Origin of the sequence: Lactobacillus huangpiensis (assembly GCF_019972815.1) — a bacterium.
Lineage (GTDB): Bacteria > Bacillota > Bacilli > Lactobacillales > Lactobacillaceae > Lactobacillus > Lactobacillus huangpiensis.
This window is the reverse complement of record NZ_BPPA01000005.1, coordinates 94,588-110,396: the sequence shown is the minus strand read 5'-3', so window position 1 is coordinate 110,396 and position 15,809 is coordinate 94,588. Positions and strand designations below refer to the sequence as shown.

13 protein-coding genes are annotated in these 15,809 nt (G+C 34.1%); 12 read left to right on the top strand and 1 reads right to left on the bottom strand.

What is annotated here, in order from left to right:
• The first annotated feature begins 19 nt into the window (after nucleotides 1–19).
• The 12 genes from LDM90_RS04950 to LDM90_RS04895 all read left to right on the top strand — a co-directional run bounded on the left by LDM90_RS04950 (nucleotide 20) and on the right by LDM90_RS04895 (nucleotide 14,864).
• A complete protein-coding gene (locus LDM90_RS04950) occupies nucleotides 20–1,027 on the top strand; it encodes an SLAP domain-containing protein (protein WP_223896721.1) in 1,008 nt (335 codons plus the stop codon).
• A 311-nt stretch (nucleotides 1,028–1,338) separates the two neighbouring features.
• Nucleotides 1,339–1,977: a hypothetical protein gene (locus LDM90_RS04945; protein WP_223896720.1), complete on the top strand. Its 639-nt coding sequence runs from the start codon at nucleotides 1,339–1,341 to the stop codon at nucleotides 1,975–1,977.
• A gap of 445 nt (nucleotides 1,978–2,422) precedes the next feature.
• Nucleotides 2,423–3,355, top strand: a complete 933-nt coding sequence (locus LDM90_RS04940; protein WP_198180286.1) for an SLAP domain-containing protein — start codon at nucleotides 2,423–2,425, stop codon at nucleotides 3,353–3,355.
• Nucleotides 3,356–3,732: 377 nt separating this feature from the next.
• Complete coding sequence (locus LDM90_RS04935) at nucleotides 3,733–5,325, top strand: ATP-binding cassette domain-containing protein (RefSeq protein ID WP_046331504.1); 1,593 nt, start codon at nucleotides 3,733–3,735, stop codon at nucleotides 5,323–5,325.
• Nucleotides 5,326–5,464: 139 nt separating this feature from the next.
• The gene (locus tag LDM90_RS04930; protein ID WP_223896718.1) at nucleotides 5,465–6,313 is read left to right on the top strand and encodes a helix-turn-helix domain-containing protein; all 849 of its coding nucleotides are present in this window, start codon (nucleotides 5,465–5,467) and stop codon (nucleotides 6,311–6,313) included.
• A 525-nt stretch (nucleotides 6,314–6,838) separates the two neighbouring features.
• Nucleotides 6,839–8,326 (top strand): hypothetical protein, encoded by a 1,488-nt coding sequence (locus LDM90_RS04925; protein ID WP_223896717.1) that lies wholly within the window; start codon nucleotides 6,839–6,841, stop codon nucleotides 8,324–8,326.
• A gap of 412 nt (nucleotides 8,327–8,738) precedes the next feature.
• Complete coding sequence (locus LDM90_RS04920) at nucleotides 8,739–9,944, top strand: ABC transporter substrate-binding protein (RefSeq protein WP_373307168.1); 1,206 nt, start codon at nucleotides 8,739–8,741, stop codon at nucleotides 9,942–9,944.
• Nucleotides 9,945–9,971: 27 nt separating this feature from the next.
• Nucleotides 9,972–10,850 (top strand): branched-chain amino acid ABC transporter permease, encoded by an 879-nt coding sequence (locus LDM90_RS04915; RefSeq protein WP_223896715.1) that lies wholly within the window; start codon nucleotides 9,972–9,974, stop codon nucleotides 10,848–10,850.
• 8 nt (nucleotides 10,851–10,858) lie between these two features.
• Entirely contained in the window at nucleotides 10,859–11,815 is a 957-nt protein-coding gene (locus LDM90_RS04910) for a branched-chain amino acid ABC transporter permease (protein WP_223896714.1), read from the top strand.
• A gap of 3 nt (nucleotides 11,816–11,818) precedes the next feature.
• The gene (locus tag LDM90_RS04905; RefSeq protein ID WP_045927447.1) at nucleotides 11,819–12,601 is read left to right on the top strand and encodes an ABC transporter ATP-binding protein; all 783 of its coding nucleotides are present in this window, start codon (nucleotides 11,819–11,821) and stop codon (nucleotides 12,599–12,601) included.
• A complete protein-coding gene (locus tag LDM90_RS04900) occupies nucleotides 12,602–13,312 on the top strand; it encodes an ABC transporter ATP-binding protein (RefSeq protein ID WP_223896713.1) in 711 nt (236 codons plus the stop codon).
• Nucleotides 13,313–13,661: 349 nt separating this feature from the next.
• The gene (locus LDM90_RS04895) at nucleotides 13,662–14,864 is read left to right on the top strand and encodes an ABC transporter substrate-binding protein (protein WP_373307171.1); all 1,203 of its coding nucleotides are present in this window, start codon (nucleotides 13,662–13,664) and stop codon (nucleotides 14,862–14,864) included.
• A 73-nt stretch (nucleotides 14,865–14,937) separates the two neighbouring features.
• On the opposite strand, the gene LDM90_RS04890 is transcribed toward LDM90_RS04895, so the two are convergent.
• Nucleotides 14,938–15,792 (bottom strand): class I SAM-dependent methyltransferase, encoded by an 855-nt coding sequence (locus LDM90_RS04890; protein ID WP_223896712.1) that lies wholly within the window; start codon nucleotides 15,790–15,792, stop codon nucleotides 14,938–14,940.
• Nucleotides 15,793–15,809 lie beyond the last annotated feature (17 nt).

Here is a 15,809-nt window from a genome sequence, read left to right as displayed (position 1 = left end):
GGATAAAGGAGTAATTACAATGAAAATTAACAAAAAATTGTTTATTAGCTTATTAGCTGGAATATTGACAACAACATCATTAGCAGTTACTACAACTAATATTGATCAAGCTCAAACTACTACGTCAAATGTAAATTCTGAGCAAGGCAAGCTAACCTTGAATCATAAGACTCGTGTTTATAACAAAAAGGGTAAGAAAAAGTATTCTTATCTTAAAACGAATGGGCTGCTAAAAAAGGGTGCTTTAGTAAGATATGTTGGCAAAATTAAAGCCCTATCTGATCCAGATACCAAGCGTTATTCCTTTAATGACAAAGATATGAACTGGTATTATCTACCATATAAAACAATTAAAGGTAAACAATACTACAACATCGGTCATGGCGGTTATATTAAAGCTATAAATGTTGATAGTATCAATGGAAATAAGTTATTTACTAATTATGCTACTGTTACAATAGCATCATCGCCATTTTCTTCTGATAAAGATTTTACAAAAGCAAATCTTGTTAATAATAAAGGTGAATTTACCAATAAATATGTCAAAAAGGGTACGAAACTAGTGGTTGATCGTCGCAGTAATAGAGAAGAACTAGCAGGGACGACTAAAATTGATATGCTTGATAATGGAGTTCTAGAAGTATTCCGCATAAAAAACAATAAAAAATTGTTTGTTTTAAGAGACGACCTTAAAACGCAGCCTCGTCAGCAACTAATACCGTATACTAATATCATGCATGTAAGATTTGTGAATGACGCATATCTTTATAATATAAAAGGAGAATTTGCGGACGATTCATGGTTTAGTTCAGGTGATACGGTTTCGGTTACAGGATTAAGATATATATGGGTTCCAGCAGATAAAAAAGCAGAACTATTTTATGAAGTTTTAGATTCACCTTCATCGATGTCAAACTGTAATTTTGTGAAAGCTTCGACTGCTAAATATACTTTTGGCAATCATTTAAAGCCAATAAATACAGCAGCTGATGTCACGCCAGCCAACATAGAAAAAGACGTAAAATAATCTTACCGCGTTTAGTGCACTATCTTGAGAAGTTGACTGACTTCTCGTAAAGGTGGTGAAAAGACGTGTCTGATGTTCTAATTCTAATTCTTTTGTATCTTGTAATTACCACAATTCGAGATGTGTTGAATATCGTAAATGGTATTCTTAACGAACTACTTAATAGTACAAAAGTGAGGCCTAAGATTTTGTCTTAGGCTATTTTTATAGGTGTAAATGATTGAGCAAAATTAATTAAAGATATATAATTTTGTTATTAAAATATTAATTTATTAAGAAATGATATATTAAATCAAAGTAGGTTGGTAAAAATGAAAAAATCACTTAGTATAGCAGCAATTGCAGCTGTTTTTGGTGCAAGCTTGATATATAGTGTAAACAATAATTATGTACCTATTAAGGCAGCTGACGTAAGCGATACAAACACTCTGGTTAATAATCAGGGTGTGTCTGATAAAACATGGTCTAACAAACTGACTAAAGCTGGCTATGTTTTCAAGTTAGCTAAAAATATAGCTACTACTGATGGCGGATTGTATCAAAGAAAAAATGGCTTACTTAAAAAATATAGTTTGAAGCATGCTAAAAAAGTTTTCGCTAAAAACATGTTATTCAAAATAGATCGCGCTATATCAGTAGAAAATGGTTCTTTAGTTCATATTGTGTCGCAAAATGGCAAATATAAGTTTTGGACTAATTTTTTAACCGGGACATACAATGTAAATGGTCATAAAAAATCTCTTAAACCATTAATAAAAACCGAAGTAGAAATGATCACTAATACTTCTAAAGAGAAAAAGACAAAAATGCTAGTCACTGCCGAAAAATTGGCTAATAAATTAAAGGGTTCAGATAAAAAGCTAGCTCAAGAATCAATTATTCAATTGAAGCAATGGATTGATAACAAAGTTTATGCTAATATTCCTGTTCTTCTAATTGGTAACCTGTAAGGAAAATAGACAAATTTTTAGTTTACTGCTGCTATCAAAGTGATTTTCTTATTAATTTACGAAGCACATGGAGCAGCTTAAAGTTAAAGGATTAAAAGTAGCAAATAGGCTAATTGGTCTAATTGTGAAATTATCAGGTAACGAAAAAAGGGAAGGCTGTTAAATCAGTCTTCCCTTTTGCTATACGGCTTCAAATTCACAAACATTTTTTTGCTACAGTTTGAAGCCTTGTAGCACTAGGTTTCGTAGCAACTTCGCTTAATGTACATTATGTTAAGTTGCTTTGGTATAGTTTAAATTAAAAACATTAATTTTTTATTTTAAACGTTTTATTTTTAAAATTTAAAGTTTTTAATTATAGATTGGAAATATATGTTGAAGTAAATGGGCGTTAGTAGACATTAAAGAAAATAACTATTAAAATTTTAACAGAGAGGTAATTAAAATGAGAAAAAAGAAATTATTTATTAGCATAGCAGCCGGAATATTGGCAGCGACTTCTATATCTACTGTAGCAATAGATGGATACCAAGCTCATGCAGCACAAACTACTAACCAAGATGAAGATGAAAATCAAGAAGTGCTGACACTAAATCATCGTACACGAATTTATAACAAAAAAGGCAAAAAAGTATATTCTTACCTTCGAGCTAACGGTTTATTACAAAAAGGTAGCTCAATTCAGTATGCTGGTAAGGTTCAAACGACAACTGATGCAATGGCTGAACGTTATTCATTTCATGATATTAACTGGAATTGGTTTTATTTACCTTATGTAACAATTAAAGGTAAAGAGTATTATAATATCGGTCATGGTGGTTATATCAAAGTTGTCAATGTTGCAAAAATAAATGGCAATGATTTATATACTAATGAGGCTTCTGTGACTACTAAGCTCTGGTCAACACAAACTAAAATACCTCTTTACGATAATCAAGGTAAACAGCTTGATAAATATTTAAGTGGTGGACAAAAGATAGTTCTAGATAAAGAAACTAATTCAGAAGAGTTTGGTCCAAAACGTATTAATACCCCACCTGCTATACAAAAATTATACCGGATTAAGGGTACAGATGAATTTATTGGTAATGTCTATATTAAGACCACTCCAAGACAGCTATTACCTTTTTATAGTGTTTTTACACAAGTATATGCTGTAAACGATGCAAAATATTATGATAAAGATGGCAAAGCATTTACAGGTACACTCCTTCGAAAGGGAACAAGCGTATCAGTAAGTACGGCTATTAAAATAATTAATCCAGATAGCAAAAAAGAGGAGCTATATTATCAGCAGGCAGATAATCCTAGATGTTTCTTTAAAGCGTCAGATATCAAGTATCTAGCTGGGCCTAAATTATCGGAGCCGAATAAATAGTTTTAAAGTTTTAACTTTTAATAAAAGGCAAGAAATTTCATGAAAATTTCTTGCCTTTTTGCTTGCTTAATTCATATGTAGACACGATGCTAATAATAATGGCATTATGTTAAGTTGCTTTGGTACAGGTGAAAGTGGATAGGAAATAAATTCTGTTAGTTTTTGGATTTGTCATATCCAACTTATTTATGTCAAATATGACAGTTTTATTAATAAAAATAAAAAGGCAATTATATTATTTATATCAACATACAGCATGGTCGAGATATGAAGGTAAATACTCTACATGTAGTAATGGAAAAGAAACTTATTGGGAAGTATTTAGGTATTTTTCCATTACATGCAAAGTGAGATTAAAGCAAATTAAGGAGAAAATCATGGTTTACAAATACTACTCGCACTTTAAGTTTTTTTGTTTAAATATTTTTGGATTAATTTCCAGTATGCAGAATATTGTTACAGCATACATTGTTGGTTCGTTAATTAATTTGGCAACAGCTAAAAATTTTGCAGCTATTCCAGTCTTTTTTGGTAAAAATATTTTGTTATTGATCTTAATTTTAGTCGCCACTTTAATTTTTGATTATCTTAAAGCAGACGCTGCTAAGCAGGTCAATACTAAGTTAAGGCTTAAAGTGATGAGGGGTATGCTCTCGGATGAGCAAGAAGATGCTTCTAATTTAGGTTTTTTAACTAATGATTTTAAACTTTTGGAAACAAATCGCTATGATGCTGAAATAGGAATTCTGATTTATTCATACACCGTCGTATTTGCTATGGTATTCGCTTTGTATCTAAATTGGCAGCTTACAATAATATTTTTTATTGGTTCGGTTATACCAACAATTGTTTCCACCTTTTTCCAAAAGCCTATTCAAAATGCTGCAGAAGCTTGGACAAATGCTAATGATAAATATGTTAATCAAACTAAAAATTTGTTATCTGGTACTGCTACCTTTAATTTATATGATAAGCAGGATAATGCAGTTAAACAAAATCAGTATAAAGTTAACCAATTAGAAGAAAAATTAGCCAAGATGAATGTGCTTAATACTAATACCAGTGCTTTTCTTAATGCAATTGCAATTATGGGTACTTATTTATTGCCGTTTGCAATTGGTATTGCATTAGTAATTAAAGGTCAAACTACTTTAGGTGCTCTTTTTGCAATAACGCAATTATCTAATTCATTTGTAAATCCAATTTTACAAATTTTGCAAGAACGAAATAATTTGTCTACTACAAAGCCAATTGTTCGAAAGATAAAGCAATATATACAAAAAGCAGATAATGTGGAGCGTGAACAAACCAATGATCCTACATTTAATGAACTACAAGTGCAAGACCTAGATTTAATGCGTCAGGATAAGGTATTAGCACAACATATTAATCTTGATATTAAGTCTGGCCAAAAAGTTGCGGTCATCGGACCCTCAGGATCAGGGAAATCTACGATGTTACAGTTTCTAATGTATGGTAAGTATGGTAAATCTAAAAAAATTATACTTGATCATAACGAAGTAGCGGCAGGATCGTTTACTAAGTTGTTTGCCTATTCCAGCCAGAGTGCAGTTATTTTTTCTGATACGCTTTGGTTTAATCTAACTCTAGGAGCCAATATAGCTAAAGAAAAAGTTCTTGAGGTATGTCAAGGACTACAGTTAGGACAATTAATTAAAGAAAAGGGATTTGATTATCAATTAGGTGACAATGCAGATCAACTATCTGGTGGCCAATTGTCCAGAATTGAGGTGGCACGGGCTATTTTAGCCAATCGACCAATTTTATTACTGGATGAAATTAATGCTTCACTTGATAAAACTTCATCAAAGGCAATTCACCAATATATTTTTGATTCAAACTTTACTTTTGTTGAAGTTATTCATCATTACGATCCAGAAGAACTGCAAAAGTATGATGTAGTTGTTGATTTTAATCAATACCAATTTAACGATAAGAGCCTGTCGTAGTCAGATAGATAATAACCCAATTTACCTCAGCATTATATAATCTTTATTTTTAATTTTATGATACTTTTATATTTTTTGATTATAATAAAATTAAAAAGTGTAATATTTGATAGTTAATCAAATAGTTGAGGAAATTTAAATGACAATTGGTGAATTACTAAAAGACTATCGCATTCAGCAAAAGAAAACACAAAGGCAATGGGTTAATGATGTGGTAAGCCCGTCATTTTATGCAAAAGTTGAAAAAAATTTAAGCAGCATTTCAGCAGATAATTTAATTGAGTTATTAAACATTAACAAAATTTCATTAACTGATTTTTTTGGTAAGTTAAACCACCAGGCGAAGACCGTACATGACGAGAACCTAGAGATTGATAGAATGGTTAATGAAGCGTATTATCAAAATTCTGTGCATGATCTGCAGCAAATACGAAATTTTGTTGCGGAAAGTGATTTTCCAAATAAAGAAGATAAATTAGATATAATTGATATCTTTATTGCAATAATTAACAAAAATCTTTCCAGTATTGATAGTGGCGTTATAGATAGATTGAAAGAAAGAACGTTTGATGTTTCTCATTTTAATTCTGATAGTTTAAGACTGTACTGCAACCTTATGAGTTTTTATGATTTAGATAGTAATTTATTGATTTCAAAAAGAGTAATACGTCAGTTTATTGGCTCGAGTAGCATTGATATTCAAAAGTTAGTTTTGTCTATAATTATTAATATGATGATTTTGTGTATTCGTAACAAAAGATTTGAAGAAACAGAATTTTATGTTAGTAGTGAAAAACAAATCAAAACAAAACCAGATATATTTTTTTATAAGACTATTGCTCCAGCTTATGAGAATATAATCAAATATCATTATGACCAAGATCCCAAGTGTCTTGATAAAGTACAAACAATAACTGCAAGTGTGAAAATTGCTGGTATGCCCAGTTATGGTAAAGAACTTGAAGAACTAATGATTGCTAATAAATAAAATTTTTAAATGTCATATTAAACCATTAAGAGTTAAATATGACATTTTTTATATGCTTATATAAAATTGTAATAAACTAGAAGTAAATAGAAAGGAGTAAGAAAATTGAAAATTTATTACATAAATTAATTCTTATTGGGCTCAATTTAGATTAATTAGAAACATGGGAAAAATATTTTGTAAGTTAAGCGAAGATTTAAAAATTATGTCTAAAGTAGATGATCATATTTATGAAGCATTTGTAGATGGATTATTTATAAAGTTTAGACCGGAAAAAAATTATAAAGATAAGTAAATTTTCTATAAAGAAATATGATAGGAAAAATGTTTTAAAAATGGCGATCAAGCTGGAGGAAATTGATACTAACAAAAAGCAATATTTAAAAAAGAATAATGGTTTAAAAAGCAAATATTAAAATATGTTCAAGAAACTGTTCAGGTCATTTAAAAAATGACAGCGCTAACTATAATTAAGTCAAAAGGTGGTCTGCTTGAAGGAGCTGAACAGAAAGTTTGGTGATCTTGATGCAAAAATTAAAAAATATGCGCGTTGGACTGATAGAACTTTGTGCGACTCTCATTATTAGCGGTTTGATGATTGTCGCTGGCATTATTTTAGGGTTGGATTTAGCGTCCTTAATTATTAAGTTGTTTAGCGGTTTGATAAAACAGGATGTGCCGAATTTTAACTTCATTAACAGTTTTCTGCGGATCAATTGGGGCATGCAAGTGGTTATGTTACTAGTAGCCTTATTAATGTTTGGCGGAATTGTAGTAACTTTGAGGCTAACCAAAACTATTTTAAGCAGTTTAGCTGAAAAAGAAGATGCACCTGCAATTTTGCAAAAACATTCAGGACTAAGAATAATTGAAATGGTTTTAGGATTGATACTAATAGTAACCGGCTATCTTATACTAAATTTGCCTAGTCAAAATCTGTTTAATACTTTATTGGCAGCCTTTGTCACAATTGTGTCAGGTACTTATTTGCTTTGCCACTCGTTATTAAGCTTGGTACCTGCAACTTGGTTTAGCAAAATTAAGTTGGCTAAAGGAAAAACGCAGTTGGGACTCCATCATTATGCCAGTGTTTTTACTATCATTTCCATACTCTTTGCCTTAACTATGGGCGTTCTGGCTTTAAGTCATGACTTTAATGCCTTTTCTCAAGATATTAAGAGGGGAACTTATTATGATGGCGTAATTGTCAGCAATACCGCCAATATTAAAAACGATGTTGCTCAACTAAAAATTAAAAAGCAGCAAACTTACCATTATAAAGAAACAAAAGGGCACTTTTATTTTGTTCGTAATGAGCTGGCAGATAATCCAATTAAGTACGTCAGAAATACCGGCAGACGCAATTTTCAAGTCAAATCAATCAAGTTAGACCAGTTGAATAAAAATTCTCTAGCAGGTAACAGTTTCCGCGAACTCGTTCCTAATAGCAGTCAAAAAAATAAAACAATTGCACTTTGTTCAACTGCAGAATTAAATAGGGTTAATGGTAAAACTAAATATCTGACTTTGGTGCAGCTAAACAGTTTTGATAGAGACTGGTCATTTTTACTAAAAATTGAACATAAACAGGCTCAAAGTAGTCTTACCTATAGTCGACTCTATAGCAACTCGAAGGCGGCTACTTATCAGCTGATATTGGGGATGAGTAAAGAAATGAAGATCTTGGGCTACTCACTGGCATTTGTATTTGGTGCAACTCTGATTGCTATTTTGATAATAGAGGTAATAAAATTTGCTAAGAAAAACCGGGATATTGATCAAAAATTAAAGACTCAAAAAGTATCACAGGAAAGTAGCACTTACGTAACGGGACTGTTGTTTTTAATTCCAGCGGTTTTTGGTGTCTTTGATGCTTTGTTTGGTCTAAAAATCTTTAATCAGGTTCTGCCAACAGCATATTATGAAATATGGTTACCAATAATGCTCATGATTTTATGCTATTTTGTTTTATGTATCATGGTTGTATTTTGGCGGAAAAAAGCAGTATTTTAAAAAAGTCTGGTAAGTAAAACGCACGCTTTAACAGCGTGCGTTTGTTTTTCCTATGAAAACAATAGAATTAATAAAAAAATACTGAGAACTTTGATAAAAATAATTACAAAAATTTCTTGACATGCTAATGTTCTTTTTTTATAATTCTAAGTATTAAATTAAATTTTGGGAGGCGATTTTAATGAAAGCTAAATATTTAAATAAACGAACCAACATTAAAAATATTATCGCCCAGAGTTTAATTGCCTTGTTGTTGTCGTCTAGGACTTAGCATGATTGAATTACTTTAGTAATTTTACATGAAAAGCCCTTGTTTGCGTCTTAATGAATGGGGCTTATCTAATAACTGATCTAGGCCTCATTCATTAAATGAATGAGGTTTTTAGTTACCAGGCTATTTGAAAAGGAGAAAATGATGAGTAAATTTTCAAAAAATTTGTTGCGTATTTTTACGTTGGGAATGGCCGGCTTAGCGCTAGCCGGCTGTTCAGTTGCAAAAAGTGGGGGCGGCAAGGGTACACACCAAGATAAAGATACAGTCAAAGTCGGGATTAATATAGAGTTGTCTGGTACTGCTGCCGGCTACGGCAGTGCTGAAAAGCAAGGTATAGTATTAGCAGCTTCTGAAATTAATAAAGCCGGTGGAATTAATGTTAACGGACATAAAAAGAAGCTTAAATTGCTTATCCGTGATAATAAATCCGCAATTGCTACTTCTGCTTCGGTTGCTGCACAACTGGCAACTAAGGATAAAGTGGCAGCAGTTATAGGGCCAGCTACTACTAATTGTGGTACCGCTGAAATTCCTAATATTACCAAGGCTTCTGTTCCAGGCATTAGTCCATCTGCAACGGATCCAAACTATACCAGACAGAAAAATGGCAAGGTTCAGCCTTACGTCTTTAGAGCTTGCTTCCAAGATACTTTCCAAGGAAAGAGCGCTGCTAAATTTGTCACCGATAAATTAAAAGCAAAGCGTGTAGCGGTATACGCAGATAACTCCAGTGATTATGGTACTGGTTTAGCAAAAGCCTTTAAAGATACTTATAAAGGCAAGATAGTTGATAGTCAAACGTATTCTGCAGGTGATAAAGATTTCAATGCTGTTTTAACTTCATTTAAATCTAAGAAAATCGATGCTATTTATGTACCGGGCTACTACACAGAATTGGGTTTGATCATCAAACAAGCACGGCAAATGGGTATTAAAGCTCCAATCGTTGGTGGTGACGGTATGTGTGATCCTAAACTCGTTCAAATATCAGGTGCTAAAAATGCAACCAATATTTATTACACTACACCATTTTCAACTAATGTAGCTGCCAAGAATCCAGATTCAAAAGCTGCTAAGTTTATCAAAGCATATAAAGCTCGCTACCATGCGGATGCACCGACATTTTCAGCATTAGCTTATGATGCAGTTTATTTAGTAAAAACTGCTATTGAAGAACAAAAATCAGATGATTCAGTTAAAATTACTGAAGGTCTAGCTAAGATTAAAGACTTTGACGGTGTGACTGGCAGAATTACCATGGATAAATTCCACAATCCGGAAATGCCAATTGCGATTGAAAAATTGACTAACGGTAAAGTAAGCGACTCATTCCGTGTTGAGTAAATAAGAAAATGAAAGGAGTGCTTAAATTTGCAAACAGTTTTACAGCAAATCATTAACGCCTTGTCACTGGGTTCGATTTATGCCCTGTTGGCTTTAGGCTACAGCATGGTTTATGGCATTATTAATTTAATTAACTTTGCTCACGGCGATATTTATATGCTAGGTGCATTCTTTGCCTACTATGTGATTAATGCTTGGCATTTTAACTTTATTACAGCACTGCTTTCTGCAATGATTATTGGTGCAGTTTCAGGCGTAGTGATTGAGTATTTTGCTTACCGGCCACTACGTAAGTCGCCTCGTATAGCTGTACTGATTACGGCTATCGGCGTATCGTTTTTACTGGAAAATGGCATGTCATACTTTGTAGGATCAAATGCTCGCAGCTTCCCCCAAGTAATTGAGCAGGTTAATTACAATATCGGTGGAGTGCAAATTTCAAATGTTCAGATTTTGATTTTGGCTACTGCTTTAATATTGATGGTTTCATTGCAGATCATTATTCAAAAGACCAAAATGGGTCGGGCAATGCGTGCAGTATCCGTAGATCCTGCTGCCGCTGAATTAGTTGGTGTTAATGTTAATCATACGATTTCATTTACCTTTGCTTTAGGTTCGGCTTTAGCCGGTGCTGCAGGCATTTTAATTGGAATGTATTACAACCAAATCGATCCTTTAATGGGCATGACACCAGGAATTAAAGCCTTTGTTGCTGCTGTACTTGGTGGAATCGGCTCAGTGCCAGGAGCTTCTATTGGTGGTTTCTTAATCGGTATCTTGGAAACATTCTTCCAGTCTATCGGTTTGTCGGCATATAAAGATTCAGTTGTTTATCTAGTATTAATAGTCATTTTGCTTTTCTTACCTGCTGGTATTTTTGGCAAAAATGCTAAAGAGAAGGTGTAGGTGGCAAAATGAAATCTAATTGGAAATACATTTTGTCGTGGCTGTTATTAATGGTAGGCGGCTTTTACTTAATCAATGCGTTGATTATGGTTGGCGTGATAGATGATTTTATTGAAAATATGCTGGTCACGATTGGAATAAATATTATCTTAGCTACCGGCTTAAACCTGATTATCGGTTTTAGTGGTCAATTTTCTCTGGGTCATGCCGGTTTCATGGCAATTGGAGCATACGCTACCGCGATTATTACTCAACGCATGAGTAGCGAAGCTGGCTTTTTAATCTCAATGCTCGTAGGTGTGCTGATAGCAATTGTAATTGCTGCAGTTATTGGTACGGCAACTTTCATTCGTTTAAAGGGTGACTATTTAGCAATCGCAACTCTAGGAGCAGCTGAGATTATCCGCAATGTCATTAATAATTTGAAAATTACTGGTGGAGCGGCAGGGTTATACAATATTCCTCAGTTATGCTCATGGCCAACTGTTTATATCTTGGTTTGTGTGACCACAATCATTTTGACTAACTTCATTCGTTCAAAAAATGGTCGGGCAATTAAAGCCGTTCGTGAAGACGAAATTGCTGCTGAAGCAATGGGAATTAATACTACTAAATGGAAGCTGGCAGCTTTCGTTCTAGGTGGCGCAACTGCTGCAATAGCTGGCAGTCTCCATGCTTCATTCTTGCAAACAATATCTCCTTCAAACTTTGGTATCATGGAATCTATCTCTATCTTAGTTATTGTTGTTTTGGGTGGTGTTGGCAGTATGACTGGCACGTTTGTTGCAGCAATTGTTTTAGGCGTTTTAGATACCGTTTTACAAAGTTTCGGTGCGTTAAGAATGGTTATCTATGCTATAGTTCTGATACTAATCATGATTTTCAAGCCATCAGGACTTTTGGGTAACTGGGAATTCTCTCTTAAAAATTTGACACGCCATTTTGGCAAAAAGGAAAGGGGCTAGTATATGCCACACTTATTAGATGTTGACCACGTAGTGCGCAAGTTCGGTGGGTTAACTGCAGTTAATGATGTCTCACTTCATCTGGATAAGCACGAACTAGTTGCCTTGATTGGTCCTAATGGTGCAGGTAAAACCACTTTGTTCAACTTGCTAACTGGAATGGTCCAAGTTACTAGTGGAAAGATCAACTTGCAAGTTGATGATAAAAATTATGATTTGACGCATAAAAGTGCTGTGCAAATTGCAGACTTAGGTTTATCCCGTACATTTCAAAATATTCGCTTATTTAAAGACTTAACTGTTATGGATAATGTCCTGACTGCAATGACAAATGAATACAAAGAAAACTTTTTAACAACAGTTTTTCGTTTACCCAGTTTTTATAAAACGGAAAAGGAAATGAAAGAAGCTGCGCAAAAGCTATTAGCAATCTTTGATTTAACGGATAATGAACAAACCTTGGCTAAGAACTTGCCCTACGGAACACAAAGACGCTTAGAAATAGTACGTGCTTTGGCTACTCACCCGCAGATTCTTTTCCTGGATGAACCTGCTGCTGGTATGAACCCAGAAGAAACAGCGGATTTGACTAATCTTATTAAATATATTCAAAAAGAATTTCAGATCACAGTTTTGTTAATTGAGCATGACATGTCTTTAGTTATGAACCTGGCTGAAAGAATTTATGTACTTGATCAAGGCGAGATATTGGCTACCGGATCTCCTGAAGAAATCAAGGCAAATCCTAAAGTTGTTGAAGCATATCTAGGAGAGGGTGATGACTAGATGGCAATGTTAGAAGTTCGTGACTTGTCTGTAAATTATGGTGTTATTCAAGCTGTTAAGAATGTCAGTTTTGAAATTAACCAAGGTGAAATCGTAACCCTAATCGGAGCTAATGGAGCTGGTAAGTCAACTATTGTCAAGACAATTTCTGGCTTACTTAAGCCAAAAAGTGGTCAAATTTTCTACCTTGGCGAAGAAATAGATCACAAAAGTGCTCCGCAAATTGTCAGCGCAGGTATCTCTCAAGTAGCAGAAGGTCGGCATATTTTTGCTGGAATGACCGTAATGGAGAATCTGCAGATGGGTGCGTTTTTGCAAAAGAATCATGATGAAGTTTCAAAAACATATAAAGATATTTTTGAACGCTTTCCAATTTTGCAAAAAAGGCGTAATCAGGATGCAGCTACCCTGTCTGGTGGTGAGCAGCAAATGTTGGCCATGGGTCGTGCCTTAATGGCAAAGCCAAAATTGTTGCTGCTTGATGAACCATCAATGGGTTTGTCACCCCTGTATATTCAAGAAATATTTAAAATTATTAAAGAACTAAACGAAAAAGGTACAACTATTTTGTTGATAGAACAAAATGCTAAACAAGCTCTATCTATTGCCGATCGTGGTTATGTATTGGCGACAGGAATAGTGCAATTAAGTGGTACTGGTCAAGAATTGTTGGCTAACCCGGAAGTACAGAAAGTATATTTTGGTGGTTAGTGGTAATCAAGTTGTTGTAATGGCAATGATGTTAATTCATTGTTGAGTAACATAGTGAAAACTGTAGGGTTTACATAAAATTCTGAGGAGGTAATTACGATGGAAACGAAATATGTTAATCAAAAAAATAATATGAATATTTTTCAAACTCAGGATTTAGTTACCTTGTTGTTGGAGCGCAGGACTTAACATACATGAATTACGTGATGTAATTTAAAGTAGTTAAGCCCTAGTTTGCGTGTCAATGATTGGGGTTTAACTAATTGATAATTTAAGCCTCATTCATTGATTTGAATGAGGCTTTTTTGTTGGCAATTTTAGTTAAAGAATAGTTAGAAGGAACAAGATGATGAATAATATTAGTGGTATTAAGAAGATAATGAATGTTGTAATCACTGGCATGGCAGCTTTTATGCTGGCAGGCTGTACAGTAGCTAGAAGCAGTAGCAGTACTGGAACTAAGCAAGATAAAGATTCAGTCAAAATTGGCGTTAACATGGAGTTGTCTGGAGCTGCAGCCGGTTATGGCAACGCTCAAAAGCAAGGTATTCAATTAGCAGTTAGTGAAATTAATAAAAAAGGCGGCATTGATGTTAATGGTCGTAAGAAAAAAATCAAACTGATTATGCGTGATAATAAAACTGCTATTTCTACTTCTGCTTCAGTTGCCGCCCAATTAGCTACAAAAGAAAAGGTAGCAGCAATTGTAGGACCAGCAACTACTAATGCCGGCACAGCTGAAATTCCTAATATTACTAAAGCTAAGGTACCAAGTGTCAGTCCTTCAGCGACAGATCCAAATTACACTTTACAAAAGAACGGTAAAGTTCAGCCATTTGTTTTTAGGGCATGTTACCAAAATAATTTTCAAGGTGGTAGTGCAGCCAAATTCGTAATGAATAACATTAAGGCAAAAAGAGTGGCTGTCTATACTGACAATTCAAGTGACTATGGTAACGGTCTTGCTAGAGCATTTAAGAAAACTTATAAAGGCAAGATAGTTGATAGTCAGACATTTTCAGAAGGTGACAAAGATTTTAACGCTGTATTAACTTCGTTTAAAGCTAAGAAAGTCGATGCTATTTACGTTCCAGGCTACTACACGGAAGTTGGCTTAATAATTAAGCAAGCGCGTCAAATTGGAATTAAGGCACCAATTGTCGGTAGTGATGGCATGGCTGATCCTAAGCTGGTACAGATTGCTGGTGCTAAAAATGCAAGTAAAATCTACTATACCACGCCCTTTTCAACACAGGTAGCTGCCAAGGATCCAACTGCTTCTAAATTTATGCGCGATTTCAAGAACCGCTACCATGAAGAAGCACCAACTTTTTCTGCTTTAGCTTATGATGCAGTATATATGATTAAAGAAGCAATCGAAAATGAAAAATCCGATGATTCTGCAAAAATCACGAAGGGTCTGGAACAAATTAAAGATTTTACTGGCGTAACTGGGAAAATCACTGTAGATAAAGATCATAATCCTGAAAAACCAATTGCTGTAGAAGAATTAATTAATGGTAAAGTGGGTAAAACTTTTAAAATTGAATAAGACTTATTTTTAGGTAATAAAAAGGTTAGCTTTTCTAGCAAAGCCAACCTTTTTGATTGTATTAATATTGATTTTACAATTTTTGTGCAACTACTGAAAAAGTCAATGGAATCTGTGGTGAATCAGCTGGAAGTGTCCAACCTTCTTGGCTTTTATCATAGATTAGTGATGGCAAAGACTTCCAATCACTAATTTTATGCTCTCCTACGTTTTTAATGGTTAAACCAGCATCAATTAATGAATTAATAATTTCTGCAAAATCATGAGCCCAATTATGGTTTGTCTGATGCTTTATTTTCCCATTAGAGTTTGGTGTGTATGAAGCATCTGATTCATAAGTGATTTCAGTGCCGCTAAAGTAACCCAACTTAATTTCTAACCCGGCATTATCGAGTGCAAACAACAAAGGGTGATTGTCACGAATCATAAAAATTCCACCAGGAGCTAGGAGTTGAGCAATCGATTCTGCCCATGATTTTAATTCTGGCAGCCAAGTAATTGTACCTGCACTAGTCACAATTATGTCAAATTGTCCTAATTTTTCCGGGATAGCTTCTGCGGCATAGCGAGCATCGCCTTCAACGTAGGTAATTGAAGTATTAGCCTCTTGAGCCAACTTGTGTGCATACTTTAAGGCAGCAGGTGAAAAGTCCAGACCGTAAACATCTTTAGCTCCCAGGCGCGCCCAGCTGAGCGTATCATCTCCAATATGACACTGCAAATGAAGTAGCCGCTTATTTTCAACTGAATTATGAGTCAAAAATGGTCTGAGTACGTCTAAATCACGCTTAACAGTTGTAGTGATAGCATTTTTGTCTTTAGCAAACTGAGTAAGATCGCCATAACCACCATTTGCATGTACAACAGCGCGATCATTCCAGTTATTCAAGTTGTCAGCAACGTCAGACATATCATTTTTTGATTTCATAAAATATTCTCCTGTTA

Excerpts from the sequence above, each read along its gene's own strand:
- LDM90_RS04935 (WP_046331504.1), top strand. The coding sequence starts at position 3,733 with ATGGTTTACAAATACTACTCGCACTTTAAGTTTTTTTGTTTAAATATT.
- LDM90_RS04910 (WP_223896714.1), top strand. The coding sequence starts at position 10,859 with ATGAAATCTAATTGGAAATACATTTTGTCGTGGCTGTTATTAATGGTA.
- LDM90_RS04925 (WP_223896717.1), top strand. The coding sequence starts at position 6,839 with ATGCAAAAATTAAAAAATATGCGCGTTGGACTGATAGAACTTTGTGCG.
- LDM90_RS04920 (WP_373307168.1), top strand. The coding sequence starts at position 8,739 with ATGATGAGTAAATTTTCAAAAAATTTGTTGCGTATTTTTACGTTGGGA.
- LDM90_RS04940 (WP_198180286.1), top strand. The coding sequence starts at position 2,423 with ATGAGAAAAAAGAAATTATTTATTAGCATAGCAGCCGGAATATTGGCA.
- LDM90_RS04945 (WP_223896720.1), top strand. The coding sequence starts at position 1,339 with ATGAAAAAATCACTTAGTATAGCAGCAATTGCAGCTGTTTTTGGTGCA.
- LDM90_RS04905 (WP_045927447.1), top strand. The coding sequence starts at position 11,819 with ATGCCACACTTATTAGATGTTGACCACGTAGTGCGCAAGTTCGGTGGG.
- LDM90_RS04900 (WP_223896713.1), top strand. The coding sequence starts at position 12,602 with ATGGCAATGTTAGAAGTTCGTGACTTGTCTGTAAATTATGGTGTTATT.
- LDM90_RS04890 (WP_223896712.1), bottom strand. The coding sequence starts at position 15,792 with ATGAAATCAAAAAATGATATGTCTGACGTTGCTGACAACTTGAATAAC.
- LDM90_RS04895 (WP_373307171.1), top strand. The coding sequence starts at position 13,662 with ATGAATAATATTAGTGGTATTAAGAAGATAATGAATGTTGTAATCACT.
- LDM90_RS04950 (WP_223896721.1), top strand. The coding sequence starts at position 20 with ATGAAAATTAACAAAAAATTGTTTATTAGCTTATTAGCTGGAATATTG.
- LDM90_RS04930 (WP_223896718.1), top strand. The coding sequence starts at position 5,465 with ATGACAATTGGTGAATTACTAAAAGACTATCGCATTCAGCAAAAGAAA.